The sequence below is a fragment of the Gymnodinialimonas mytili genome (assembly GCF_037544085.1).
Classification (GTDB): Bacteria; Pseudomonadota; Alphaproteobacteria; order Rhodobacterales; family Rhodobacteraceae; genus Gymnodinialimonas; species Gymnodinialimonas mytili.
Genome location: NZ_JBBIFW010000007.1, coordinates 110,302 through 135,478 on the forward strand (window position 1 = coordinate 110,302; position 25,177 = coordinate 135,478).

Sequence of the window (25,177 nt, forward strand, 5' to 3'; positions counted from 1 at the left end):
CCGATGTTTATGACGCGTGCATTCGCAACCACAGCCATCACTCCCGTGCTGATCCTGATGGCCAGCGGTCAAATCGTTGCCGAAGACTTTGACCAGACCGGGTTCTCAATCTCTTACGGTGGCGAAACCATTGCCGGGGCAACGCCGCCATTCCGCCCGGGCCAAGCGCCGGTGGATCGGGAATTCCGGTTACTGGATCTGAATGTTCAATTCGACACGTTGGCCCGCACGCGTTTGCTGAACGTGCTGACCGAAGAGCAACGTCAAGTCTATCAAGCCGGGGACGAGGTGACATTTCGCGCCTCGACCAACTATCCTGCCTACATCGCGCGTGCTGAGGTGCAAATCTACGACCGGACACGCCCAGGTCGCCGCCAGGTCGCGACATTGCCGATCCGGCCCAATGGCACCGTCACCTGGGTGATGCCCGCCGACGGCCCGGAGGATCTGGGCTATACGCTACGGGTTTATGACGGCAATGGGCGCTTCGATGAAACCATTCCCGCCCATCTTCACCGCTCCGACAGGCCGGTTGATCCAGGCGGCGCGTCCAGCCTGTACCATGCACCAGGCGAGGGGGAGGATCGCACCGCCATCCGCAACATCCGTGTGCGCGGCGGTACCGTGATCATCTCGGCCAACAATGCGATCCCGGGCGACACGGTCCGCATCGGTGGCGATGCCGTGCCCGTCGATGCCAGTGGATCTTTCGTGGTCAGCCGTATTCTGCCTGTGGGCGACAATGTGGTCGAGATCGACGCCTATGGACGGCGCTTGTTGCGCGATGTCCATGTGCCCCAAACCGATTGGTTCCGGACCGGTCTGATCGATATCACCGCCGGTCTGCGCCATGGCGGTCCGAACGATAGCGAGGACACCTACCTTGATGGGCGCGCTGCGTTTTATGTGAACGGATACACGGCACAAGGGTGGAATGTGACCGCTTCTGCCGACACAACTTATGGTCCGCTCGAAGACGTCTTTACCAGGCTGGATGATCGCGATCCCCTGCGTGTACTGGATACGCTCCGCTCGGACGGAACAGATCTCTATCCCACCTACGGCGATGACAGTACGTGGTATGACAGTACGCCCACATCGGGCAATGTCTACCTGCGGCTGGAAACCGATACGACCGCGCTGGCATGGGGGGATTTCACCGCGCAGATCGAAGGGCCGGGTCTGATCCGTACCTCTCGCGATTTGTACGGCGCATCGCTCGACCTGCGCAGCCCGGGAACCACCGCCGACGGTCGGCTTCGCTATAGCGCATCTGTCTACGCTGCTTTGCCGGATAGCTTGCCGCAACGCGATATCCTACGTGGTACCGGCGGATCACTGTATTTTCTATCGCGCCGCGATGTGATCGGTGGGTCAGCCACCATCCGGGTTGAGGAAACCGACGCGGTGACAGGTTTCGTCACATCGTCCCGGACCCTCGTGGAAGGCGAAGACTATGTTGTCGATTACTTGCAAGGCGTCGTGATCCTGACAAGGCCCTTGTCCAGCGGTGGCGAAGACGGATCCGTTATCAGCGGGGCAGGGGACGAACAGGTGTTCAACCTGGTCGTGCAATACGAATACGTCCCCAGCGGTGAAATCGGCGATGCCTCCTACGGCGGTCGTGCCGAGGGGTGGATCGGCGATCAAGTGCGCCTGGGCGCAACGCTTATGTCGGACGAAACCGGGGCGGGGCGGCACGACGTGATGAGCGTCGATACCCGGCTAGAATTCGGCGAGGCGAGTTTTATCGAATTGGAATTGGCGCAATCCGATGGCCCCGGTTTCGGGCGTTCAACATCGACCGATGGGGGGCTGACCAGCGTTGAGCAATTGGCTGGCGTCGCAAATCAATCCATGGCGTTTGAGCTGCGTGGGGCTTTGCAATTCAGCGATCTGGGTTTGAACGCCGATGGCGGTATCACCGCCTATGCGCAGATCCGTGACGAAGGCTTTGAAACCCTTACCGAAAGCACCGCGGCGGATCAGGAACTCTATGGTCTAACCCTGGATCTGGGGATCAGCGAGCGTCTGCGGTTCGGCGCCGCGATTGAGGATTTCAGCCGCGAGACCGGAGAGCGGCGAAGTGAGGGCGAAATCAGCCTGACCTATCGGCTGACCGATATTTGGTCGGTGACTGCCGCGCTGGCCCATGAGGACCGGGTTACCCTTGGCGAGCCCGATGAAACCGGTGATCGGACCGACGCCGCCCTGCGTCTGACCTATGAGCCAAACGAAGATTTCTTGGGTTACGCCTTTGCCCAAGGCACATTGGACCGGTCTGGTGGCCTGGCATCCAACAACCGCGCCGGCTTCGGGGCCGTCGCCAATATCGGTGACCGCGTCAGCGTTTCGGGCGAAGTTTCCGGCGGCGATGGCGGCCTGGCCGCCGATGCCCGGGCGAGTTGGCGGCCCAATGACAATGGCGAACTTTACATTGGCTATTCATTGGATCCCACGCTGCGCTCGCGTCAGCCCGGCGAACGCGACAGAGGTCGTTTGGTTGCAGGGACGGCATACACCTATTCTGAGCAGGTGCGGGTCTTCAACGAATTCGTCTATGCGCAACCGGGGCATGAAACCTCACTGACGCAAGTCTACGGGGTGACCTACACGCCCAGCCAAACCTGGGCTCTGTCCGGTGGTCTTGAGGCCGCGCGGATCGAGGATGGGGATAGCGGCGATTTCGATCGGCTCGGTGTGTCGCTCGGCATTGCCTGGTCCCCAGATGACGATCGCGCCGCCCATGTCCGGTTGGAGTATCGCACCGAGGACGGTGACGGCGCAGATCGAGATCGCGACACTTGGGCGATTTCGGGGTCTTACAGCTATCAATTGGCTGACGATTGGCGATTGCTCGCGAATGTAGATGCGATTTTCTCGGACGCCGAGGAAGGGCCTTTGGCGGATGCCGAATATCTGTCCGCGAGCATCGGCTACGCCTATCGTCCCATCGCAAATGAGCGGCTGAATGTGCTGTCACGGCTGATCTATATTCAGGACACCTCCCCCGAGGATCAACGCAGCGGCAGCGGAGCGACTGATGGGCCACAGCAACGCTCCACCGTGTTCTCAATCGGAGCCAATTACGATCTGAACGAGCGTCTGACCGTGACCGGCAATCTCGGTTTCCGTGCCTCGGAGATTGCGGAGCGGGGGAGTGACGATTTCTTTGCCGATACGGCAACCTTGGGCGTTGTGCGCTTTGACTATGAGGTTTTGGCGCAATGGGATGTCATGGCCGAGGGTCGGATGCTCTACACCGAAGAAACGGATATCACCGAAAGCGGTGCGGTCCTTGGCATCTACCGCCACATTAACGATACCGTTTCCATCGGCGGCGGCGTTGAATGGGGCTCGGTCTCGGGCGATCCCACTGTCATCGACTACGACGCACAAGGCCTGTTCCTCAACCTGGTCGGGCGCTTCTAAACGCTCGAATATATAGCTTTAGACTTTGCTTGGGTCTGGATCACGTGTTGCTCCACCTGTCAGATCATGTTCAGCGATGCGAATACGATTATGCCCAGACACATCGTGACGAGGACGTGGTTTGTCGTGATCGCCACGACAAGCGCCAAAGCTGCGGCGGACCACACCTGCCAGGGCTGTCCGGCCAGGGACGCAGCCACGAGGCTGACGACGATCAGGCCGGGAAGCTCGTCCAGCACCCAGGCATGGGAGGAGGTTCTGATCCTGTCGCCTGCAAGCAGTCCCGCGATCCGGATCGAGATTGCCGCAAGCGCCAGAACGAGGATGAGAGCCCAATGGGAGCTGGTCATGGCAGGATACGTGCTGTCTGACGGATCACATAGGATGCCAGCAGCCCGGACAGGGCGCCCGCGACAATTGCGTAGGCTTTGGGCAAGCCGAGTAACACCATCGCAATCGCTGTGCCAAACGCCACGGCCCAAGGCAGCGCATTGGACCGCCCCCGCCAAAGCCCGCACGCCATCGCGATGAACGCGGCGGTGAAGGCGAAGCCAAGGCCGAACCTTTCCAGGTCGGGCAGGGCCGCGCCCAACAATGCGCCGGACGCCGTTGAAACCGTCCAGACGCTGATCATGACCAAACCAGATCCGATCAAGAAGGGCGCTCCGACCTCTTGCGACTTGGCGCGTTCGGAGAGGGTGAGCGCCCAATTCTCATCGCCGGTGATATGGATGGCGCAGAGCTTTGCGCGCAACGACAATCCTGCGAGAACGTCCGATAGGGATGCGACGATCCCGATATAGCGCAGGTTGAGCGCCGCGCCCGCAAGCGCCGCGCCAAGCACCATCTGCGCGTTGGCAAATTGTTCGACGGCGACTATCTGAGACGATCCCGCGTGAACGAATGCGCTCATCAGCCCCACGCTCCACCACGGAAAGCCCACCTGCGCCGCGAGCAAGCCAAAGGCGAAGCCATAAAGAGCGGCTCCCGCAGCGAGGGGTAGAATTGCGATTGCACCCTGTTTCATGGCGCCGAATATGGAGTAGGACAGTGATAGGAAACAGGGATGATATCGTCGTTTTGCGATGCTATGAGATCACCAACGCGAGCTTTCCTAAGGTACTTAGATCATGGATGCCGTCGATCAGAATTTGCTCAGAGCCTTGCAGCAAAACGCAAAGACCTCGATCCAGGACCTGGCGGATGATACAGGCATTTCCACCGCATCCGTGCAGCGACGCTTGAAAGCGCTACGCGACGCAGACGTGATCCGAAAAGAAGTCGCTGTGATCGATCCCAGGAAGGTCGGGCTGGGCGTCACCGCAATCGTCGCCGTTGAACTGGAACGGGACCGGCTCGACCAGATCAACGCCTTCAAGCGAAAGGCGCGCGAAGATCCGCAGGTCACACATTTCTACTGCATCGCGGGGGACGCGGACTTCATGATGATCGTTATGGCCAGAGACATCGCTGATTACGAGGCGTTCACGCATCGGTTCTTCTTTGCCGACAAGACCGTCCGCAAGTTCAGAACCTCGATCGTGGTCTCGACCGAAAAAGCCACCCTTGAAGTGCCGATCTAGAGTTGGTCACATGTTTCCGGATAGATTGTAGGAGTTTGCTTCTCTGAGCAGCCACAGTTAGCGGGCTGTTCCGCGATGCCATCCGTCAAATCCCCCGCTTCAAGATCGCGGGATTTGACTTGGACTTTAATAGACTCAAGCGCCATATCACCAATCAAGTGTGTCTTCCAGCCTTCAGGAACTCTTTGGAGCGGCTTTGGTATAGGCTCTGTGCGCCCGTCGGGAAAACGGCGGACCGTGCTTTTTCTCTCCAGGTCAATCCGCGCTACGGATGCCTCCAACGATCTTTCCGCCGAGGCTATGACGCGCTCAAGGTTCGATCTCATCGCAGTCGCGGCGGACCAGAAACCCATCCCTATCCACCTAAGATAAATTGCACCATTCGAGCCAATGTCGAAGAGCATTGGATTGAATGGCCCGATGATCTGTTGGCAGAGCTATTGCTCAGATCGCGAAATCGTCGAGCGATTTTCCCGCCGCGAGAGCTTCTTTGATCCAGCCGGGCTGTCGGCCGCGACCCGTCCAAGTCATCGAGGGGTTTTCAGGGTGCGCATATTTTGCAACGCCTTGCGTTTTAGCTTTGCTTGGTTTGCCGCCCAAAAGGTCCTTCAACTTGTAGCCATGCTTGGCTGCCACCTTCTCAAGCTCTGCAATCGCTTCGGAGCGCTGGCGGGCCTCGAAGCTGGCAACTGCCTGTTCGGCTTCTTTCTGCAGCTTCTTGAGTTCGTCTAAAGAGAGTTTGGTGAGATCCGGTTTTTTTGCCATTTGGTCTTATCCTATTCGCATCGATAGGGTTGCCTACGGAATCCGTGGCGATTGTGCAATAAACACAGACATGTCTTTTTCGGTAGGTCGGCAGGCTCGACACCCTAGCAATCAACCGGAGCCGACCCTCTCCCCGAGCCTCAACTGGCCAACATGGACCATTATCGTGCCGATTGAGCATTCCATTCATGAAGCAAGGCCCTTTCTACCGGCGACGGGACTTGATCGCTTGAACGATAAATACCCATGCCTTGCTTGCGAGGGAGCTCAATGGCCATCAAGAGCAGAACTCGCAAACACCTTTGAAGCCGATGGATAAGAGTTGGCCGAAGGAAGATAGTCTGTAAACTTGGAAGGCTTCCCTCATTTCGTATTTAAGGAGTTAGCCGCTGGTTGCATTCCTGCCAAACATCTGTCGCCCGAAGAATTCGTTGCAATCATCGGCCGCGTGTCGCTTGCGCTGGCTGTGGCTGGTATCAGGCACTGTCTCGAAATCTGTCAGATAAGGAAGACCTGGCTGCCAACCTACGTCACGACTGGCCAAGGGATTGGTAGGTTGCCGCTCGGGGCGGACTTCAGAAACTGCATTTTGCGGGAATCCCGACTTTAGCGCTTCGCGGTGCGCATCATTCAAACCGGGACATGATATCCGAAGTGAAGGTTGTGTTTTAACAATTGAGCCGCAACAGCATAAAACCATCCTGGATGATTTCTCTACAGAGTTTGCTTCGACCCAAGCGTTGCAGTTAGCCTTGACCTTAATTTCACAGGCCGCAAAAGCGCCCAGCATCTCTATCTGAGTGTGGTGCAATTATTCGTCGAAGTAAGCTTTGTGGGTGGTGTAGATCGCATCAATTGTCGGTGTCAGGCGGCCAAGATGTGTTCTGAGGACCTCGTCGCACGCTTGCACATCGCCGCCGAACAGAGCCTTTAGAAGCGCCTGGTGATCCAAATACAGAACTTCCATTGCTTCCTTGCTGGTCAGAGCCAGCATGCAAAGGCGGTCGACCTGTGCTTTGTTTTCGGCGATGATTTCAAAGGCAAACGCTTGTTTTGCCGCAGCACAGAGCAGTTTGTGAAATTGGTAGTCCAAGTCGTGGAACAAACCGGCATTCTCCGTGGCAACGGCATCAGATTGCTCACGCAGATTGGCCTTCAAAGCCGCATCTACCGAGGTGTCTCTCGATTGGGCGGCTGAGCGGACAACCTCCAACTCCACGGCCGACCGTATAAAACGCGCGTTTGAGATCAACTGTCGCGAGAACGGCCGCACGACGGTTGCGCGCTGCGGGCGGATCAAAAGAAGATTAAGGCTCGCCAGCCGGGTAAATGCCTCTCGCACCGGTTGACGCGAAACACCGAAGGATTTCGCAACCTCCGTCTCAGAGATCTTGGTACCAGGAAGTAGCTTCAACTGAGTGATCTGTTCGTAAAGCTCAGCGAAGACAACATCGCTGCTCGTTGTACGTTCAAGGGTTCCGAGTTCAGCCATTTTGTGATGTCCCAACCTCTGGTTCCGGATAGTTTCGCAGAGTTATCACCGAAACGACAGAGGTAATTTGGATACTAGCCGACATATTATAGTCTGATTTGAAAGGATAATCTTCAAACAGCACTCGGAGAACCGATTTTTTATGTTGACTAGTATACAAGTTGTGATGTTGGCTAGCGCTCGCAACACTAGCGGCGCGCTGATGCGTGCGAGGGAGGGTTAGATCACCTTCAAAAGGAATCGTCTCTGAGCTGGCACAAATGGCTGCGGAGTACCAAAGACCACATCCGCCCACCCATTGGCCGGAACAAAAAATATATTGAAACTCAATCTGGGAGGAAAGAATGTTCAATTTTTCGATGAAAACGATAGCTGTGACGGCCGTTTTGCTAAGCGGTGCTGCAACCGCTCAGGCCCAAACAACGCTCCGTGGAGCGAGCATGTTCGACGAGGATCACGCGTTCACGCAGACCTTGCGCGAATTCGAACGGCTGATCGCAGAGTATTACGATGGCGATGTCAGCTTCGACCTACGCCTCAATGGTGAACTCGGCGTTGAATCCGACTACGTCACTTACCTCAATCAAGGGGTTGCGGTGGATTACACCATCCTTGCCCCGTCCAATATGGCGGTCTTTTCAGAATCCATTCCGCTCATGGACATGCCGTTCCTGTTCCGCGACCTGGAGCACTGGAATGCGGTCCTGTCTTCTGACGTCTTGGCCCCGCTGGAAGATGATCTGCGCGACGCCGCTGGCATCGTGATCGTTGGCTACCATGGCGGCGGTGTACGCAACCTGGCCTCCGCCGCACCCATCACCAATATGGAGGAACTTGCTGGCCACCGCATGCGTGTGATGGGGGCTCCGATCCAGGCGCAAACCTTTGACGCTGTAGGCGCCGCCCCGTCGGCCATCGCTTATAACGAGGTCTACAATGCAATCCAGACAGGCGTTATTGCGGGGTTCGAGAACGAAGCGGCCTCGATCCAGAACCTGAATTTCTACGAAGTGGCCCCCCATATCTCGCTGACGCAGCACACAATCACCGTGCGTCCAATCGTGATGTCGGCGGCAACCTTCGACAATCTACCCGAGGATCTGCAAGCAGCCGTCATGCAGGCCGGTGCTGAAGCGGGCGCCTTCGGTCGTGCGCTGGAAAGTGGCGCTGACGGTGAGATCCTTCAGGAGATGCTCGACGCAGGCCAAATCGAAGTGCACGAATTCGCAGGGCGCGAGCGCATGCTCGAATTGGTGCAGCCCGTTCAAGATGCCTATGCGGCGGAGTTGGGTGCGACCGAGCTGCTTGAGAGCATTCGCGGGATGTAATGACCACTGGACGGCGGGCGAGGCAGGCCAACTGCTTCGCCCGTTGCCCCATCGTTTGATACGGCGTGGTCCCCGGATTTCGACTAAGGCAAAACATGCTCAGATCTATTCTTGACCGATTTTGCGGGGGCCTTCGCATCATGCTTGGTATCTTGATGGGGGCCCTGGCGGTGCCCGTCGCCATGCAGGTTCTGTCGCGCTATACAGGTATCATCCCGACTTTCCTTTGGACTGAAGAATTGGCGACGTTCCTGTTCGTCTGGATCGTCATGATCGGCTCCATTGTTGCTGTCTGGGACGGCACGCATTTCGACGTTCGCATCACACGCAACGCGAGGCGCCCATTCTTTCGGCTGCTGCAGAACGGCATCGTCAACCTCGCAATCATGGTGTTCGGTGCATTATTCCTGATCTACGGCATCGAATACACCGAATTTGGCGGCAATCAGCGCTCGGTCATGATGCGCGCCAATCTTGCCATCACGCATGTCTCTGTTCCGATTGCCGGCGCGTTGTGGTGCCTTTTTGCCGGCTATCGGCTGGCCGAAGATGTGGCGCGCTTCCTCAACTCAGAGAGCCAACATAAATGATCCTCGATACCGCTCCCGCAGCAGCCATGCTGATCGCGGGGTTCCTTGTGTTGATCTTCATCCGCATTCCGGTGGCGTTTGCCCTTGGCCTTGCGACCATCCCGGTGGTCTTGCTTGAGTTGCGGCTGACGCCGTTCATCGTCCTCGACCGGATGTTTCAATCCTATAATTCGTTCATTTTGCTGGCCGTTCCGTTCTTCTTGTTGGCCGCAAACCTGATGAATTCCGGTAAGGTCACCGACCGCCTGATAGAACTGGCGCGCGTGCTGACCGGCTGGATGCCGGGCGGTTTGGGTCACGTGAACGTCGCCGTGTCGATGCTATTTGCGGGTATCTCCGGCTCATCCACTGCTGACGCGGCGGGCATCGGTAAAATCCTGATCCCGGCCATGCAAAAAGAAGGCTATGACACGCGCTTTGCGGTCGCCATCACGGCGTGTTCGTCGGTTATGGGCGTTATCATCCCGCCTTCGATCCTGATGATTGTCTGGGGCGGCGTCATGCAGATTTCCGTGGGCGCCCTGTTTCTGGGCGGTGCGATCCCGGGTCTCATGATCGGCCTCGCGCTGATGGCGACCGTCTATGGCTTTGCCAAGGCCCGGAACTATCCTGTCACAGCGACGCCAAACTGGGGCGAGTTCTGGTCGGCCTGGAAGGGCGCAGCCCTTGCGCTCCTGACCCCGGTTTTCGTCATCGGCGGCATCGTGGGCGGTCTTGTCACACCTACGGAAAGCGCCATCATTGCCGCCGGCTATGCGCTGATCCTTGGTATGTTTGTCTACCGAACGGTGACGCCAAAAGATCTGGGCGTCATCCTCTATGATACAGCGCGGTTTGCGGCGATTTCGCTTTTCGCAATTGGAACGGCATCTGCCTTCGGCTGGCTGTTGTCATTCTACAATGCCCCCCGATTGCTGGTCGGTGTTTTGACCGCGTGGGAATTCGGACCGTTCGGAACCGCGCTTCTGATCGCGCTTCTATTCCTGCTCTTCGGTCTCTTCATCGATGCCATTCCGACGATTATTATCCTTGGCACGGTTTTGATGCCCGTTGCGCAGGCAGGCGGCGTTGACCCGATTGCTTTCGCAATCATTGGCATCGTCTCGCTGGCCTTTGGACTGGTCACCCCGCCCTATGGATTGTGCCTGCTGATATCAGCGGCGATCGGCGGGCTGAACGTGGTGCAGGTCCTACGAGAGGTCATTTTCATCCTAGCCCCCATGCTGATCATCCTGGTTCTACTGGCCGCATTCCCCGACATCATCCTTTGGCTTCCGAAAACCCTGATGCCCGGGGCATTCCCAGGCTGACCTCCAGCACCTTCCGCCCGTCACATCGCAACTTCATAGCAGGAAGGCCCGACGTGAAACTTGAAGGCAAAACCGCCATTGCAACCGCGGCTGGGCGACTACCTAGGCAAAGCTGCCTTTCTGCTTGGCGGGACGCTGGTAGCATTCGGCATGATTGTGTCACCAACCCAGGCTAAGCGCACGCCGACGGGCTACGGCTCTGAAGAGGTGAAGGGGATTGGCGCTATTCCAACGCAGGCGTTTGTCGTGCGGATCCACAAGCAAGCTATGCGGACCTGAATTTGTTGCCAAATGTTGGGAATCGAAAGCCCACTTTCGCTACATACGTGCTACAACTCTAGAACAAGCGGGCAATGATCCGAGACTTCTGGATCGTAGATGACTTCAAATCTTTGCACGTCGTCAGGGTCGCTGATCAACATATAATCAGCGAATTTACCTGGCTTTTCATAATGTGAACTTCGTGTGCTGGTGAAGCCTTGGCCCGTCACCAATTCGGAGAATCCGGCATGGGTCAATATCTGAAGCGTCTCACTGTCGGGTTCGACATTGAAATCACCGCAGATCACCATCACGTCTCCCGGCTCGGACACTTGCTGAGACATGTTGAGAAGACGCGCTGCCTGCTTTGCACGCTCAGGCGTGTCGATTTTACCATTCAAATCACGCAGGCCGTGCATGTGAGTCACGCTGATCGAGCGATCAGAGCTATAGTCATAGATCCTCACGCCATGGGCGCTGCGTGATCTTGGATGATCACCATACCCAACGGGAGAATATGCCTTGTGAACGAAGCCCTGTATTTGACCAATGATCGGAATTGAGTTGCGCACAAACGTTGCAACACCCCATTGAGAGGGGATCGACTGCTCATTGTCCCATAGAACGCCCTGCGCCGCGGGACAGAAAACTGCGATATGATCGGGTAGGGCTTTCGATACGTCGCGAAAGAAGTTCGCGCGTTGCGGCAAGATGTGATCACCATCCCGGTATGTGAGCCAACATTTGTTTGACGCCGGGCTGTGAACGACTTCTTGCAAACACAGGACATCAGGTGCAGCAGACTGAATGTAGGGCAGCAATTCTCCGTGCAGCGTCCCACCCCAACCATTTAAGCACATGATTTCCATCGGCTGATCCTCAATATCCATCCCGATGCGCATCTGTTCGCTATAATATCGAACAGATGCGCATTCGGGTTCAGAGCAGCCCTGTAGTAGCGTGGCTTCGACGAGGCTGCTTATTGAGACAACACGGGATCAGAGCAGGATGGAAGGCCGCCCTCAAAAAAGGTCTCCGGGACGTGACGCGCCTCGGTGATGATCAGATTGCTGTCTGCGTCCCAAACCATGTCGTGGGTCCAGATGACTTCCCCGTCACTGTCGACCTCTAGCGCGCGGCCGTGCTCTGCTTCGGTCAACAGCAGGTTGCCATTGGGCAAGGTCTGATGTTTGCCACGTCGCCAGGTGTAGAACGGCTCGGCATCGGTGCCCTCGAAGTCGGTTGAAACACTGTTGTCGCTTGGATCAATCCGCAGGATTCGCGAGCGTCCCGTCCCGGTCGCATTGTCAAAAACGGTGATCGTCCCATCCGGTTCGAAATCGGGGTCATGCTGTCTGAACCACGGCCCATGCTGCCACCATCTGAGTGCGCCGGTCTCCGGATCAATCACAGCCACCAAGTTGATTTCGCGCAGGCTGATCATCAGATCACCGGCCTCGAACATCGGGAAGGCGTCGGCCATATCCGCCCGCAGCATCTCGACATCGTTGGGGTGGAAGGGATCGTAATCGTACCGCACATCACCATTGGCATCGTTCGGAAACCGCATCCGCATATCGAAGACAGCGCGTTGCTCGCCATCATTTGCGGGCACGACATCGTTTAAGAGATGTGTTGAAAACGTGGTTTCGCCCGTGTTCTCATCAAGGCGCACCATGTTGTCGCCTTCCCAAGTCCAGATCCCGCCGGCCCCGTCCCGCGTGATGGAATGATGGTACCCGCCACGCACGCTCCACATCGTGTCGCCGCAGGCATCGACGCGTGCGATCGCATTGCCGACGTCAAAGGTCACGACGATGGAGCCGTCCTCGAACACTTCCATTCCGTGCAGCATGACGTTGTGGGGCGAGTGATCCGGGTCGAATTCTTCGTAGAATATCGGCCAGCGATGCACCTCTTCACCATTGGTATCCATCAGTCGCACAACAAAGACCGAGGTGTCCTGATCATCGCTCAGCCCCGCAATCAGAATGTAGCCGGGCTGCCGATCCGCCGCATCGCCCCGCAGATCGTATCCGCGCTCCGGGTTGCCGCGTCCTTCACCATTCGGCGCGACCAGATGGCGCGTGGGTTCTAGCCCGATATCGTTGCGCCAGTTCTCGGCGACATTGAGGTAGGTGCGATGGGCCTCGCCGATCTGCGGCGCAGGAAACCAGCCCCACCACGACGATACGATGCCGTAGACCATTGCGATCACGGCGAGCGACAGCAGAAATACGCCGCGGGCAAAGCGGTCGGCCAAGGATTGCTTCATGTTCAGATCTCCGTCTTGGACGCGGCGGCGAAACCAATGGTGTGGCGGCACAGCTCTGCATGCAGCTCATCTGCCCTCTGCAAGAGCGTTGTCGGGACGTCATTCAGTTCGGGAACCGGGCGGGGTGCATGGAACATCCCGGCCATCTCGGTAAGGGTCTCTTGATGTTCAAGCCCGATCGCGTCGGCAAGCTCTGGTAGCAGTTGCAGAGGCTGACGACATAGGGCGTCGTGATCCACAAAGACCGATTGGGCGCCGGCATTAGCCAAAACGTGCTCATAGGCTTCGATCCAGTAATGCAGCCAGAATGTCATCTGCTCAGGCTGAACGGAATAGGATCGCGCCGGATCAAAGGAAATCGGGCGAAGCGCCTCGCCGAATTCGAAATGACCGATCCCTTCCATATAGCGTCGGGCGAAAGGTTCGCGGTCTTGCAGCTCGGCAAACCGCAGGTGCTGGCGAAACAGCGACTTGACCTGGGCACGGGGATTGCGAATGGGGATGAGGGTTGTCGCGTCTGGAAAGATTTTCTCGATCAGGCCAAGCCGCGCAATGTTGGCGTTGTTCTTCGAGACATAGCGCGTGGCGGCCGGTTTCGTCGCAACGATCTTTGCCATATGGGTCCGAAAGAACGTCTCAAACTCTGCGTTCCGGTCTTCCGGTGTCCAGGGAGCAATCTGACCGGACTGGTAGCGATCGGACCAGAATGCCATCCACAGCATTTCTTCGAAGGCTTCGGGGCTGTTCATATCGACGTCGATCCCATCACCATGGGCCCGCTCCGTCTTTTCACGCGCTTTCCAGAAGGTGCTGGAAAACTTACCCCACATAAGTGGCGACAGCGTGAAGGGCATATGCTGGTAGGTGGCTGAGGCAAGCTCCGGCACATCGGCCAGAGCCTCAAGCATGATGGTTGTGCCGGCGCGCGGCAATGATGTGATGAAGATTGGCCGTGCGGCATGATCCAGGTTGATCCGCCGCCGATAGAGCCTGTTTTCCAATCCGCCCAATCTGATCTGGCGCGTGGGTGACGCAAAGGCGAAGTCATGCAATGCCTTGTCCAAGGGGCTGTATGGCACGTCCTTTTGGGCATTCTCAGGCTGCGTATCCGCCTTACGCAATCGGTCAAGCGCAAGCCAAAGGGCGATCGCACCGACAGTTGAGCCGATCAGAAACGGCCAACTCACGGCGATATTGACGGCATGATCCAACGCATAAAGATTGAGGGCCGCACCGCCCAATAACAGACCCGCTGGCACCGATAGCGCTACGATACCAATCGCAGCGATCCGGAAGAAATCCGTCAGAAGCTTTAACGATGCCCCGCGAACCCGCTCTTCCTTTTCTTCCTCCGCGAGGTCGCCATTTGCGATCACGGAGAGGGCCTGCTGGGTCGTGTCTATGATGCCGGACGCCACCTTCTGTGCGTTCAGGACACGCAAGGCTGCAACAAAGGTAAAAAGCCCCAGGACTAGGACTACAAGGCTCACCGTTGTTTCTCGGCTGCCGTGGGCAGGTCTTGTTGTGATTTCCGCTTCCGCATCATCCGCTTCATCGGATACCAGACGAAACCGACCACTGCGAGGACCAGCGCGGCCACCAGCGCAATCATTGTGCCAATTGCCGTGAGACCGGCGCCCGGGCCGACATAGGCCTGCGCTGCCAGTGGCATGAGCATAAGTGCCACTGTCAGGGAAGCGAAGGTTAGGGCACCACCGAAGGGCTTTTTCAGTGTCTTCATAACATGATCCTCGACTACGATAATCCTCACAACCTTGCGGAAGGGCCAAAGCGCTACGCCAGCCAGGCCCGACACTTGACCCAAAATATGGGTTGAGATCAGGGCAACAACCTGGGACGGAAAAAGCGGCAAGAGCCTGCCGGATCGGCGTTTTGGGGCGGTTATTTTTCGCCTGTTGAGGTGCCGGAGGCCCCTAAAACCAGCCACAATTGGTCAAAAACAACTGCCGAGGTGATCGCCCGGTTTTTTTGTGTCTCAGTGGCCGGAGGCGGCCGTGGCAACCCTCCCGACGCCCCAATCCGATATTGTAGATGAAGCGGATGATGTATTCCGGGCTCTGCCTGTCTGGGTCTCACATATGTGCGGAAATTCACCCTTCGCGGCCGGAGAGATATGTTGCTGCAACGCTGAAATAACCGGTTGCGCACCGGCTTTCCGCCGCTGATCCCCTGCTGAAACCAGCACGTTTCTGCCATTGCGACCGACCTCTCCGGAACTGGATCGCAAAACGGCGTGTTGCCGGATTAGCGTGCCGAGCCGATGGGTCGTGCCGTGTCCGCCCATGCAGAAACACGCGCCCAAAGCCTGTCCACCTGGGTTTTGAACATCCCAAGAATCGACGGAACGCATATGATTAAATCTATCTTTGCAAATTCACCGCTACGGGCCGCCGCGCTTTTGACAGTGACCATCTGTTCTGCGCTCCTGATCTTGCCCGGAGCGACCGTCACATCGATGTATTTTAACGACTTGCTGATATTCTTGGATGGAGGCTACCGGGTTCTGCACGGTCAGGTCCCGAACCGAGATTTTCACACCGCGCTCGGGCCGCTATCCTTCTACATTCCTGGCTTGGGATATGGGCTATCGGGCGATCTTGGTCTGGCGATGCCTGTTGGTATGGCGGCGCTCATGCTGCTCATCACACCTACCTTAATTCATATCCTGCAATCGCGAATGCGTCCGCTTTTGGCCATTCCCCTCGCTATATTTCTCCTGCTTCTGCTGGCCACACCCATGAATACCGGGGAAATGGCCATCAACATATCCTTTGCCATGTTCTACAATCGGGTAGGCTGGGTCGCCATCGGTTTGCTGCTTGTGATGCATCTGGAGCCAAATCGCACCGTTCGCTGGCAGACACAGCGTGATGCGGCGGCGGCGGTCCTGCTTACCATGATCGCTCTCTATACAAAGATGACCTACGGGGTGGTTGCCGTTGCGTTTTTGCTGCTCACCCTTTTGCAGGCCAGGCAGCGTCTCTGGGCGGCCAATGCTGTTGCAATCTGTTTGGTGAGCGGTCTTGTTATCGAAGCCTTTTGGGGTGGTACGCGCCAGCATATCGAAGACCTCGCCACCGCTGCCCAGGTGAGTGGCATCATAGAATGGCAGATCTACATCCGATCTTTTGTGCGGGTCTCCGGCGAGTATGTGGTATTTCTGTTCTTCGCGGGGCTGGCCTTGTGGCACAGGCCGCGGATCACCGACTTTCTGTTCTACGGGTTTTGCGCCTGTGCCGGATATGCGCTGCTGAATCAGAATGCCCAGATCGTGGGCATTGTCACTTTGCTTGTCGGAGCCGCCATCGCGGCTGAGGTCGTCGCTCGGCATCCGCCAAAGGGAACAACAGGCGCCGTTGCCCGTGGCACGTCACTTGCCGCAATCGTGTTGATGTTGCCGATCGGCCTGTCCTCCGTGGCGGCGCTCGGCTTGCATGCCGGTATGGCCGCGGGCCAGGCAGGTGTCGCGCTCGACACACCGAACGGGACTGGGCTGCGCATCGTGAACAGCTTGGACAGAAATCACTTCAACTTGTACTCAAACTACGGCGAGACCCTAGAGACCGGCGCCGCGTTGCTCGCCTCGCTCGACATGCCGCCATCACGCGTTCTGGCTATGGATTTCGTCAGCCCCTTCACCTCTCTTACCGGCATCAGCCCGCCCGAAGGCGGCTCGGCCTGGATGCATGACAACCGCAACTTCGACATGGAATCCTATCTTCCTGCCGAAGAAATGCTGGGGGGCGTCGACATCGTCATGATCCCGGAACGCCCCATCGCCGACTCCACGACCGAAAAAATGGAGGAGCTTTATGGCGACTATCTTGAACAGCATTTCCAGCTGACCGGGGAGAACGAGCATTGGCGGCTCTACCAGCGACGTAACCTTCTGGGCATTGCCGCGCCGCCTGCTGTCGAAGATACCAGACAGATGTCGCTATACTGATTTGATGAAATATGTTTCGTTTTTCACACCATCTCAGAAAGCACTCGACCAACGCCTAGGATTGTCGCGACGCCGACCTGTTCAGACTTGGCTATGCCAAAAAATGTAGTCCGCATTCGATTGATGAGAGTGTTGAGAGCACCTCCACCAATCATAGGATTGATGTGAGCTGCGAGACCGCATGCAGCGACACTTTCTAGGAGACAATTGATTGCGCCGATACGAACTCGTCACTGGGTTTAAGCTACCGGGCGGGAATATGAACTGCGCTTAGAAAGCGCGCGCTAGCGCATGATCTGCTGATCCAGCTACGCCTCGCTGCGGCGCAGAAAAAGAGCTGCGCAATACGCCCGGTGGCGCCAAGATTACCCGTGTCGCAGGAGATGTGGTCACGCGTCACACCAGTGTCCGACAAAACACCGGACATGATATCGCCTTGTCATCTGCGACAATGACGATCGCTCGACTGGCGGGTTTTGGCCAATGGCGCCCAAAGGATGAGCGGGAAGCCGTCAGGATGTCCCTCGAAACACCGTTTTTTCAGTAAAGGCGATTGGCTTGCGATACGCGGCCTTGGCAGAGCGCTTGCGTCGTGCATCTCTGGATTGTGCAGGTGCAGAAACTCAGGCGGCAACCGCTTTGCAGGATCGTAGGTCGTGGATCAGCCCGGCCAACGTTCAGTAGGGCGCAGTCGCAGGGACAGCTTGAAGCGAATGACAAAGTGGAAACCAGACGACATTGTCGAAACTACCCGTGAGGTGAGCTACGGCGGCGCCGTCATGCGCGGCAGCTTCCACACCGCTTTGAGCCAGATGGTGACGGTCGGGTGCCAGATCGCGTCTATCCTGATCTTGTCACGACTGCTTGCAGCGCGAGATTTTGGGCTGATTGCGATGATCGGTCCGGTCATCGCGCTGGTGGCGATGTTCAAGGAGATGGGGCTGCTTCAGGCGGTCGTCCAGAAACGTGACCTCACCTATGGCCAACTCAACGCATTGTTCTGGATCAATATCGGCGTCAGCCTTGCTTTGACGATCTTTCTGATTGCCGTCGCCCCTTTCATCGCCCTGTTTTTCGGAGAACCTGACCTGGTGTGGCTGATCCGGGTCATGGCGCTGACGTTGATACTGACATCCTTGGGCGGCCAGCATTTTGCGTTGCTCAACCGCCGCATGATGTTTGGTCGCATTGCGATCAACGCCGGAACAGTCGCCATCGTCACACTTGGCACGTCGGTCATTTGGGCCTTGGTCTCGCCCACACCTTGGGCCTTGGTTGCTGGCACGGTCGCGGGGGCAATCGTCGGCTCAGTCATGGTCTGGGCTTGGGTCCCGTGGCGGCCTGGCCGCCCCGCAATGGCGGCGGGCACGGGCGACCTGGTGGGCTTTGGCGCCGGGGTGACCGGATTCAAGCTTGCCAATTTCTTCTCGCGAAATGTCGACAATATCCTGATCGGACGGGTCTGGGGCAGTACCGCCCTGGGCTTTTACGACCGCGCCTACAAGCTTCTGCTCTTCCCGCTCAACCGCATTGCGCAACCCTTGTCGCAGGTCATGGTCCCAGTCCTGTCGCGGATGCAGGATGAACCCAACCGCTATGCCCATGCGTTCTTCCGCGTCTTCGGGCTGATGCAGTTGGCGATCCTGCCCGGCGTTGCGGCGGCCACGGCGATGGCGGACACAGCCGTGCCCTTCCTGCTCGGCGCACAATGGGCACAAGCTGCGCCGATCTTCGCCGCGCTCGGGATTGCAGGGCTTTCGCAGCCTTTGGCCAATCCGACCGGCTGGCTCTTCATCAGCCAGGGCCGCACGACGGAGATGGCCTGGTGGGGCTTGGCCTCTGCCCTGGTCAGCTGCGCGGCCTTTGCCTGGGGTGTGCAATACGGCGTTGTTGAGATGGCCTTGGCCTATGCGTGTGTCAGTGTCGCCAAGCTGATCCCCCTGTGGCTGCTGATCTGTCGCAAGGGGCCGATCCGGCGCGATAGCATTCGCACCCGGATCCTTCCAATTTTCGTGGCGGGCGTGACCACGTTCGGCGCGATCCTTCTGGTGCAGGACAGCCTGCCAGGCCCAGCCCCGGTGAAACTGCTGAGTGGTGCGGCTCTGTGCTACGCCGTCTTCGCCGCGTGCCTGGCGTTGACCCCTCACGGTCGCCAGATCCTGACCGAGTTGCGGGACCTGATTGGCAAAGCTCTGAACCGCCTGCAAATTCTTAAGAAGAAAGACACGGCCTGACATGCGTATCATCATTGAAAACTGCGTATTCATGAATGGCGGCGACAGCGCGATCAACATCGCGCTACGGAAGATCCTGCTGGATACTTTCCCCAATGCGGAGTTGAAATTCGCAGATTCCGGCCTGCCCGCGATCGCGAAATACTACCCGGAGATCGATTTCATAAAGCTGCCGTCCTTCGAAATGGACCGCTCTCCATTGATCCGGTTGGCGGCACGGATGTTCGGCAAATATCGCAAATATCTGCTGGTTCGGAAAATCCATATGTCGCTGTCGGTGACGGCGACCCGGATCCTCTCGGCACTAGGGCTGCCGCTGCCGACACCAACGATGCGCGCAATCCAGCCCTATCTGGATGCCGATCTGGTTGTGACGACCGGGGGCACGTATCTGCTCAGCAAATACGATTACGGTCGCCGCATTCTGGAGTTTCGCAAAGATTTCCATTTGGGCAAACCGCTGGTCGCCTTCACCCAATCCTTCGAGGCCTTTGCCGACGATTTTCGCTCCCGCGATTTGGCACCGCTTCTCCGGCGGATGGAACTGATCTTGGTGCGCCACGAAACCTCGCGCGCGCATGTCGCGGCGCTGACGGATCGCTCCGACAATGTGGTCACGGTCGCGGATTCGGTCTTTGCCTTGTGGAAATCCGGTCCCACCAGCCTCGCTGAGCGGCGCGTGCGCAATGGGCGGCCAGCCCATGACACGCTGCGGATTGCCATCGCCGTCCGCAAGTTGAAAGCCTATGGTGACCGCGATGCCGAGACCGGGGCGGAGATCTTCAAACGCTCGGTAAACGCGGCCGTCACTGCGCTGGTCCGCGACAAGGGGGCAGAGGTGACATTCCTGTCCACATGTCAAGGCATCCCAGAATACTGGACAGACGATTCCGCCATCGCGATGGATTTCGTCGCCGACCTGCCCGAAGACGTCAAACCCCATGTCGATGTGAACCGATCCTTTCATACGCCCGACGATTTGATCGGGGTGCTGCAAGGGTTTGACGGGGTCATCGCCTGCCGCCTGCACATGGCGATCCTGTCGATCTGCGCGAATACACCGGTTCTGCCCGTGTCCTATGAGCCGAAGTTCGAGGAAACCTTTGCCGAGCTTGGATTGCCGGAACTGGTGATCGGGATCGGTGAGATCGAGCCCGACCATTTTACGGCGCAGGCTTTGGCCTGGACCGAAACATTGGACGATGTCGCCGCTGCCCTGCATGAGGCCGCGCCTCGTCTGAAGGCATCGGCTGAATCGGCTGGCCCGGAACTGCGCCAAGCGCTTGCCGCGACGGGCATTGCTGCCGCGGCCTCCCAAGCGCCAAGGGCCAAGCCAGCATCTTCTCATCCCTCGCCCGCCAGCGACGGTCCATCAGAATAGGAGCCCCCCTATGCGTATTCTTTTTGCCGGTGGTAACGGTTGGCTGCCCGAAGCCAGCGGCGGCACCCAAAACAGCACCGATCATCTGATCCGTATGAGCATTGAGCAAGGTCATGAATGTGCAGTCTATTGCGGCTTTGCCGGGCGTGGACTGTTCGGGTTGCGAATGCGTGTGCAGCGCAAGATGACCGGTCGCCCTTTCAGCGTCGATCGCACCCAAGGATATGAAGTGATGCGCACCTGGGAGCCTCTGGAGGCCGCCCGGGTCGAGGCGGCGGTTGCCCGATTCCGCCCTGATGTGGTGGTGGTCCAAACCCGCCGCTCCGCCGCATTGGGGCAAGCGTTCGCGAAGCTCGGCGTGCCCGTCGTTCTCTATCTGCGCAATGTCGAGTTTGCTGAGAACGATGGCGATGTCAGCGCGATCCCCGGCGCATCATTTATCGCCAACTCCAGCTTTACCGCGGGCGCATATCGCGCCGAATATGGCATCGATTGCACGGTGATCACGCCGACGATCCAGTTTGACAAATATCATTTCGAGACGACGCGTGAGTTTGCAACGCTCGTCAATATTCACCCCAAAAAGGGCTATGGGATTGCCCGCGATGTGGCCCGGGCTTGCCCCGACATTCCCTTCCTGTTCGTCGAGGCCTGGACGCTGTGGGATGGTTTGTTCGAAGAGATCATGGCCGAGATCGATGCCTTGCCCAACGTCACCTTCATGCGGCGTACGTCGAACATGGAAGAGGTTTATGGCAAGACCCGCGTATTGCTGGCCCCCAGCCAGTGGGAAGAGGCGTGGGGACGTGTCGCGTCTGAAGCGCATTGCAGCGGCATTCCCGTGATCGGTTCCGACCGTGGCGGTCTTCCCCAAGCCATTGGTCCCGGCGGTATCGTGTTGGTCCATGATGCGCCCATTGCGGACTGGATCGCGGCCTTGCGCAAGCTTTGGGATGACGAGGCAACCTATAACGAGCTGTCAGCGACGGCGATGACCTACGCCAAGCGCCCTGAACTGGATTTCCGCAGCCAATACCAAACCTTCATGTCAGTCCTGAACGAGGCGACTGGCATGGGCAGTTTCCCCGACATGCGCGACTCGGCCTGATGACCCTGGCGCCGCCCGCCATAACCACGCGCGACGGACATGTGCGCCAATTCCAAGATAGCCGCGAGGTATCGACGTGAAGATTTGCTTCAGTGTCACAAGCTTTCCATTGCTATCGCAGACCTTTGTCTTGTCGCAGGTGCTCTATGCGGTGCGCGATGGCCACGAGGTCACGGTCGCCTGTTCCAGTATCGGCCCCAGCGCAGCGCTCTCGGAAGATCAGCGCGATGCTCTTCGCGACGTCAAGGTAGTGCAATGGCCCCCTTCGGAGTCGGCTATTTTCGACTATCTGCCTATTGGATTGAAAAATCGGATCGCCGCGCGCCGATCCCGCGATGCCTGGCGCCGCCTGATCGACGCGGACCTGATCATCGCGCATTTCGGGTATCGCGGCGCCACGGTGGCCCGCGCGCAGCATGATTGGCCCAACCGCCCACCGCTTGTGACCTTCTTTCATGGCCGCGATGTCAGTGTCGAATTCCGGCGCAACAAACTGAAGAAGTATCAGAATCTCTTTGCCGATGGCGACCTATTCTTGACCGTCAACCGAGCCTTCGCCGACCGTCTGTTGGAGGGCGGTGCGCCCTCTGCTCGGGTCCGGCCTCACCATCTGGGCATTCCAGTGTCGAGATACACCTTTTCCCAGTCTCCACGCCAAACGCCGCTTCGCTTGGTCAGCGTTTGCCGATTGGTCGAGAAGAAGGGCATCAATGTCGCCCTGGATGCGCTTGCCAAGTTGAGCAAAGATCATCCTGAGATCGATTGGTGCTTCGATATAGGTGGCGATGGCCCGCTTGAGCCGGACCTGCGCGACCAAGCCAACCGGTTGGGTATAGCGGGTCACGTAGAATTCCTCGGGCCGCTTAAACATGATGAGACGTTGCGGCGTATTGCTGAGGCGGACATTATGCTTCTGCCGAGTGTCACCGCGCCTGATGGTGATCAGGAGGGCATCCCTGTGACGCTGATGGAGGCGATGGCCCTTGGCACTGCCGTCTGTACCACACGTCATTCCGGTATCCCGGAACTCGTCACCCATGGGGAGACAGGCCTTTTGTCTGACGAACATGATGCTGCGTGCCTGGCCGCCAACATCTATCGGCTCGCAAGCGCCGAGGGCCCGGATCTAACCCAGGCCGCGCGACAGAAAGTCGAGCGGGACTTTAACGAGGATCGTCAAAACGCGCTGCTTCTTGATCTTTGCCGAGACCTAATCGCCCACGGTTTCGAAGATCAAAATTCAAGTGCGGCGGAAAATAAGTAGCGCCCAAACAATCGTCACGGAGGCGGTGAATTCCACAGCCTCTTCCAGCAAAGAGACCTTGCGCACCGGCACAAGGTCCAAAAGAACGCCACACGCCAAAAAGCTGACATGCAGCAAAAGGGCGAAGTGGAACTCATTTTGCAAGAAGCGTTGGATAGGCGCGCGAGCCTTGTAGGCCAAGGTCACGAAAGCGGTGAAAGCAAGCAGCAGGCATATCGCGACCACAAGGGATGTCGCATCGCCTTTCTGCATCATCCTTAGCAGAATGATGGCGATGTCGTGCCCGCCATCAAACTCTCCGCCACCCTCCATGGGGGGCATCTCGAATTCAAAGAAGCGCGCGCCAAAGCTGACTTCGCTGAGAAACAGCAAAAGCGAGAAAAGCGAGACCCCGAGAAGCAGCTGAAAATCAAGTTTTTGGGCAAAATCGCGGGTTGCCAATGTCCAGGCACCCAACAGGCTGGCACAGAGGAACAAAATCGCCGATGCGCTTTCCACCGGGCCGTCTTCGACCATGATCGAAGGGCGGATCAATGCGGCCACAAAAAGCACGCAAATGAGGGTGGTCGTCGAAAACACCAACAAAGGAAACTGGAGAGGGGGGCTCGACCGAGCGGCCTGTCCTAAACGCCATATTGTCATATAGCTGTTGCGTTCATGTGTTTTCATCGAAACGTCCGAGGTAATGACTACCCGGAACTATAGCTACTTGCGGGTGGTTCGGAGTCGCCGGATCACGCATCGCTGGTTTTGAGCGGTTGGCCGCTCTCTATTACTATGTCCGATCATCCCATGCTCTTTGATCCACTGGCGATCAGGGCTCGAGCATGCTGTTGGATGACAACGCGTTAGGCCGGTCGGTAGCCCTCCGCACATCGGATCTGGCGTAGAGCGAGGTCAGATATGGGCCTCTCGCGCGGCAGAGAAACGTCCTCAAAATCCGCCGCGCGTCACCGTGTAATTCCGAACGGCGCGCTTAGAGGCTTTCCCTATCGATCACGCGAGTGCCATCGACAACTGCATCGCTCGGATGGGTGACGATGAGATCGCCGGGGCTTAGACCGTCGAGGATTTCTGCCGTGCGATCACCGCGCCTTCCGAGTGTCACCCTGCGCTCCATCGCGATATTTCCCTCTACAACAAAAAGCGCCCATTCGTCGCCTTGGCGGAACAACGCCCCGAGTGGAACTTGAAGAGCGCTGTCGCTTTCCCATTCCACCACGCGCATGAAGACCGAATATCCATGGCCAAGTCCGGGGCGGTCCTCAGACGGCGTGTCTATATCGAAGACAACATCGACACGTTGTTCCTCGATGCCGAGCGCGGAGACTTGCGTTTGCCCAACCGGTTCGATCTCGACAAGCGTGGCGTTCAATGCCGATGGACCACCCCATCGCTCGACAATGGCAGGCGTTCCGGCCCCCAGGCGGACGGCGTCGGTGGATAAGAGATCTGCGACGATTTCCAGATCACCCGGATCACCGATCGCCAGAAGCGGCGCGCCCGGCAAAACGGGATGTTCGGAAATCGTCGCAATCGACAGGACCACGCCATCGGCGGGGGCAACCAGATCGACGCAGCAATCTTCATCCATGCCATTGCTGCCGGGACCCAACAACGCTGCTTCACTCCGTTCCAGAGTGCCTTGCGCCATGGCGATCCGGGATTGAGCGGCGGCCACTCCGGCATTGGCGATGGCCAATTGTTGGGTAACGGTTTCCATCTGAGTCATTGTGGTCACACCGCGCTCCAACAGTGATTGAGTGCGGTCGAATTGAGTTTGCGCGAAGGCGGCTTCTTCCTCTGAGCGGGTCAAATCGCTATGCGCGACCTCAAGCGAAGCCCGCGCCTCCGCCACGGCGGCTTCGGCCTGCGCCCTTGTCCGTGCGTCTAGCAGCGAGGGTGACACCGGCTCTACCCGCGCGACGATGGTCTCTCCTGCGACCACGCGGTCACCAACCGACACCGGAGCACGCAGCGCAGTGCCGGTGATCGGGCTTGCGACTTCAAAGACATCGCGGATGCGGGTCTCGCCGGTGGCATCCACCGTGATCACCATCGGCGCAAGTCTCACTTCAATCAGATCAACCGGCACCGGATCATTGCGAAACGCCACCCAAACCAACCCGCCAAGCACAGCAGCACCCGCTAAGCTAAGGCCGATTGTACGCGTTGACCAAACCATAT

At 57.9% G+C, this 25,177-nt stretch carries 22 protein-coding genes; 11 read left to right on the forward strand and 11 right to left on the reverse strand.

Annotated elements, in window-relative coordinates:
* Positions 1–3: 3 nt before the first annotated feature.
* On the forward strand, positions 4–3,432 hold the full coding sequence (locus V8J82_RS21750) for a hypothetical protein (RefSeq protein WP_339978752.1): 3,429 nt from the start codon (positions 4–6) through the stop codon (positions 3,430–3,432).
* A 59-nt stretch (positions 3,433–3,491) separates the two neighbouring features.
* Here V8J82_RS21750 and V8J82_RS21755 read toward each other — a convergent pair whose 3' ends face one another.
* Together V8J82_RS21755 and V8J82_RS21760 are read right to left on the reverse strand one after the other, a co-directional pair.
* Positions 3,492–3,782 (reverse strand): AzlD domain-containing protein, encoded by a 291-nt coding sequence (locus V8J82_RS21755; RefSeq protein WP_339978754.1) that lies wholly within the window; start codon positions 3,780–3,782, stop codon positions 3,492–3,494.
* A complete protein-coding gene (locus tag V8J82_RS21760; RefSeq protein ID WP_339978756.1) occupies positions 3,779–4,459 on the reverse strand; it encodes an AzlC family ABC transporter permease in 681 nt (226 codons plus the stop codon). The genes V8J82_RS21755 and V8J82_RS21760 overlap by 4 nt, the downstream gene beginning before the upstream one ends.
* Before the next feature lie 103 nt (positions 4,460–4,562).
* Here V8J82_RS21760 and V8J82_RS21765 point away from each other — a divergent pair, with 103 nt between their 5' ends.
* Positions 4,563–5,015 (forward strand): Lrp/AsnC family transcriptional regulator, encoded by a 453-nt coding sequence (locus V8J82_RS21765; RefSeq protein WP_339978758.1) that lies wholly within the window; start codon positions 4,563–4,565, stop codon positions 5,013–5,015.
* 444 nt (positions 5,016–5,459) lie between these two features.
* Here the strand turns inward: V8J82_RS21765 and V8J82_RS21770 are convergent, their stop codons facing one another.
* The 3 genes from V8J82_RS21770 to V8J82_RS21780 form a co-directional block, all read right to left on the reverse strand.
* The gene (locus tag V8J82_RS21770) at positions 5,460–5,780 is read right to left on the reverse strand and encodes an H-NS histone family protein (RefSeq protein ID WP_339978761.1); all 321 of its coding nucleotides are present in this window, start codon (positions 5,778–5,780) and stop codon (positions 5,460–5,462) included.
* 382 nt (positions 5,781–6,162) lie between these two features.
* Entirely contained in the window at positions 6,163–6,570 is a 408-nt protein-coding gene (locus V8J82_RS21775; protein ID WP_339978763.1) for a hypothetical protein, read from the reverse strand.
* A gap of 21 nt (positions 6,571–6,591) precedes the next feature.
* Complete coding sequence (locus tag V8J82_RS21780) at positions 6,592–7,272, reverse strand: GntR family transcriptional regulator (RefSeq protein WP_339978766.1); 681 nt, start codon at positions 7,270–7,272, stop codon at positions 6,592–6,594.
* A 344-nt stretch (positions 7,273–7,616) separates the two neighbouring features.
* Here V8J82_RS21780 and V8J82_RS21785 point away from each other — a divergent pair, with 344 nt between their 5' ends.
* From V8J82_RS21785 to V8J82_RS21800, 4 genes are all read left to right on the forward strand, one after another.
* Positions 7,617–8,600, forward strand: a complete 984-nt coding sequence (locus V8J82_RS21785; RefSeq protein ID WP_339978768.1) for a TRAP transporter substrate-binding protein — start codon at positions 7,617–7,619, stop codon at positions 8,598–8,600.
* A gap of 155 nt (positions 8,601–8,755) precedes the next feature.
* Positions 8,756–9,190 carry a TRAP transporter small permease gene (locus V8J82_RS21790; protein WP_339978771.1) on the forward strand — a complete coding sequence of 145 codons (435 nt, stop codon included), beginning with the start codon at positions 8,756–8,758 and terminating at the stop codon, positions 9,188–9,190.
* Positions 9,187–10,500, forward strand: a complete 1,314-nt coding sequence (locus V8J82_RS21795) for a TRAP transporter large permease (RefSeq protein WP_339978774.1) — start codon at positions 9,187–9,189, stop codon at positions 10,498–10,500. Before V8J82_RS21790 ends, V8J82_RS21795 begins: the two co-directional genes overlap by 4 nt.
* 60 nt (positions 10,501–10,560) lie before the next feature.
* Positions 10,561–10,779 (forward strand): hypothetical protein, encoded by a 219-nt coding sequence (locus tag V8J82_RS21800; protein WP_339978777.1) that lies wholly within the window; start codon positions 10,561–10,563, stop codon positions 10,777–10,779.
* A 50-nt stretch (positions 10,780–10,829) separates the two neighbouring features.
* On the opposite strand, the gene V8J82_RS21805 is transcribed toward V8J82_RS21800, so the two are convergent.
* The 4 genes from V8J82_RS21805 to V8J82_RS21820 all read right to left on the reverse strand — a co-directional run bounded on the left by V8J82_RS21805 (position 10,830) and on the right by V8J82_RS21820 (position 14,777).
* Positions 10,830–11,651, reverse strand: coding sequence for an endonuclease/exonuclease/phosphatase family protein (locus V8J82_RS21805; RefSeq protein WP_339978780.1), 822 nt, complete (start codon positions 11,649–11,651; stop codon positions 10,830–10,832).
* 89 nt (positions 11,652–11,740) lie between these two features.
* On the reverse strand, positions 11,741–13,036 hold the full coding sequence (locus V8J82_RS21810; RefSeq protein ID WP_339978782.1) for an arylsulfotransferase family protein: 1,296 nt from the start codon (positions 13,034–13,036) through the stop codon (positions 11,741–11,743).
* 2 nt (positions 13,037–13,038) lie between these two features.
* A complete protein-coding gene (locus V8J82_RS21815) occupies positions 13,039–14,454 on the reverse strand; it encodes a sulfotransferase (RefSeq protein WP_339978784.1) in 1,416 nt (471 codons plus the stop codon).
* A 68-nt stretch (positions 14,455–14,522) separates the two neighbouring features.
* On the reverse strand, positions 14,523–14,777 hold the full coding sequence (locus V8J82_RS21820; protein ID WP_339978786.1) for a hypothetical protein: 255 nt from the start codon (positions 14,775–14,777) through the stop codon (positions 14,523–14,525).
* A gap of 630 nt (positions 14,778–15,407) precedes the next feature.
* Here V8J82_RS21820 and V8J82_RS21825 point away from each other — a divergent pair.
* The 5 genes from V8J82_RS21825 to V8J82_RS21845 all read left to right on the forward strand — a co-directional run bounded on the left by V8J82_RS21825 (position 15,408) and on the right by V8J82_RS21845 (position 22,990).
* A complete protein-coding gene (locus V8J82_RS21825; RefSeq protein ID WP_339978788.1) occupies positions 15,408–17,003 on the forward strand; it encodes a hypothetical protein in 1,596 nt (531 codons plus the stop codon).
* Positions 17,004–17,716: 713 nt separating this feature from the next.
* Positions 17,717–19,237 (forward strand): lipopolysaccharide biosynthesis protein, encoded by a 1,521-nt coding sequence (locus V8J82_RS21830; protein ID WP_339978790.1) that lies wholly within the window; start codon positions 17,717–17,719, stop codon positions 19,235–19,237.
* Between the two features lies 1 nt (position 19,238).
* Positions 19,239–20,618, forward strand: coding sequence for a polysaccharide pyruvyl transferase family protein (locus V8J82_RS21835; protein ID WP_339978792.1), 1,380 nt, complete (start codon positions 19,239–19,241; stop codon positions 20,616–20,618).
* 10 nt (positions 20,619–20,628) lie between these two features.
* The gene (locus V8J82_RS21840; protein ID WP_339978794.1) at positions 20,629–21,726 is read left to right on the forward strand and encodes a glycosyltransferase; all 1,098 of its coding nucleotides are present in this window, start codon (positions 20,629–20,631) and stop codon (positions 21,724–21,726) included.
* A gap of 76 nt (positions 21,727–21,802) precedes the next feature.
* A complete protein-coding gene (locus tag V8J82_RS21845; protein ID WP_339978797.1) occupies positions 21,803–22,990 on the forward strand; it encodes a glycosyltransferase in 1,188 nt (395 codons plus the stop codon).
* Here V8J82_RS21845 and V8J82_RS21850 read toward each other — a convergent pair.
* Complete coding sequence (locus tag V8J82_RS21850; protein WP_339978799.1) at positions 22,967–23,533, reverse strand: hypothetical protein; 567 nt, start codon at positions 23,531–23,533, stop codon at positions 22,967–22,969. The two genes, V8J82_RS21845 and V8J82_RS21850, sit on opposite strands and share 24 nt — an antisense overlap.
* 433 nt (positions 23,534–23,966) lie before the next feature.
* Positions 23,967–25,175 (reverse strand): efflux RND transporter periplasmic adaptor subunit, encoded by a 1,209-nt coding sequence (locus tag V8J82_RS21855; RefSeq protein WP_339978802.1) that lies wholly within the window; start codon positions 25,173–25,175, stop codon positions 23,967–23,969.
* Between the last annotated feature and the right edge of the window lie 2 nt (positions 25,176–25,177).

Coding starts and splice junctions, on each gene's coding strand:
- V8J82_RS21750 (WP_339978752.1), top strand. CDS start 4: ATGTTTATGACGCGTGCATTCGCAACCACAGCCATCACTCCCGTGCTG.
- V8J82_RS21755 (WP_339978754.1), bottom strand. CDS start 3,782: ATGACCAGCTCCCATTGGGCTCTCATCCTCGTTCTGGCGCTTGCGGCA.
- V8J82_RS21760 (WP_339978756.1), bottom strand. CDS start 4,459: ATGAAACAGGGTGCAATCGCAATTCTACCCCTCGCTGCGGGAGCCGCT.
- V8J82_RS21765 (WP_339978758.1), top strand. CDS start 4,563: ATGGATGCCGTCGATCAGAATTTGCTCAGAGCCTTGCAGCAAAACGCA.
- V8J82_RS21770 (WP_339978761.1), bottom strand. CDS start 5,780: ATGGCAAAAAAACCGGATCTCACCAAACTCTCTTTAGACGAACTCAAG.
- V8J82_RS21775 (WP_339978763.1), bottom strand. CDS start 6,570: ATGCTGGGCGCTTTTGCGGCCTGTGAAATTAAGGTCAAGGCTAACTGC.
- V8J82_RS21780 (WP_339978766.1), bottom strand. CDS start 7,272: ATGGCTGAACTCGGAACCCTTGAACGTACAACGAGCAGCGATGTTGTC.
- V8J82_RS21785 (WP_339978768.1), top strand. CDS start 7,617: ATGTTCAATTTTTCGATGAAAACGATAGCTGTGACGGCCGTTTTGCTA.
- V8J82_RS21790 (WP_339978771.1), top strand. CDS start 8,756: ATGGGGGCCCTGGCGGTGCCCGTCGCCATGCAGGTTCTGTCGCGCTAT.
- V8J82_RS21795 (WP_339978774.1), top strand. CDS start 9,187: ATGATCCTCGATACCGCTCCCGCAGCAGCCATGCTGATCGCGGGGTTC.
- V8J82_RS21805 (WP_339978780.1), bottom strand. CDS start 11,651: ATGGATATTGAGGATCAGCCGATGGAAATCATGTGCTTAAATGGTTGG.
- V8J82_RS21810 (WP_339978782.1), bottom strand. CDS start 13,036: ATGAAGCAATCCTTGGCCGACCGCTTTGCCCGCGGCGTATTTCTGCTG.
- V8J82_RS21820 (WP_339978786.1), bottom strand. CDS start 14,777: ATGAAGACACTGAAAAAGCCCTTCGGTGGTGCCCTAACCTTCGCTTCC.
- V8J82_RS21825 (WP_339978788.1), top strand. CDS start 15,408: ATGATTAAATCTATCTTTGCAAATTCACCGCTACGGGCCGCCGCGCTT.
- V8J82_RS21830 (WP_339978790.1), top strand. CDS start 17,717: ATGACAAAGTGGAAACCAGACGACATTGTCGAAACTACCCGTGAGGTG.
- V8J82_RS21835 (WP_339978792.1), top strand. CDS start 19,239: ATGCGTATCATCATTGAAAACTGCGTATTCATGAATGGCGGCGACAGC.
- V8J82_RS21840 (WP_339978794.1), top strand. CDS start 20,629: ATGCGTATTCTTTTTGCCGGTGGTAACGGTTGGCTGCCCGAAGCCAGC.
- V8J82_RS21855 (WP_339978802.1), bottom strand. CDS start 25,175: ATGGTTTGGTCAACGCGTACAATCGGCCTTAGCTTAGCGGGTGCTGCT.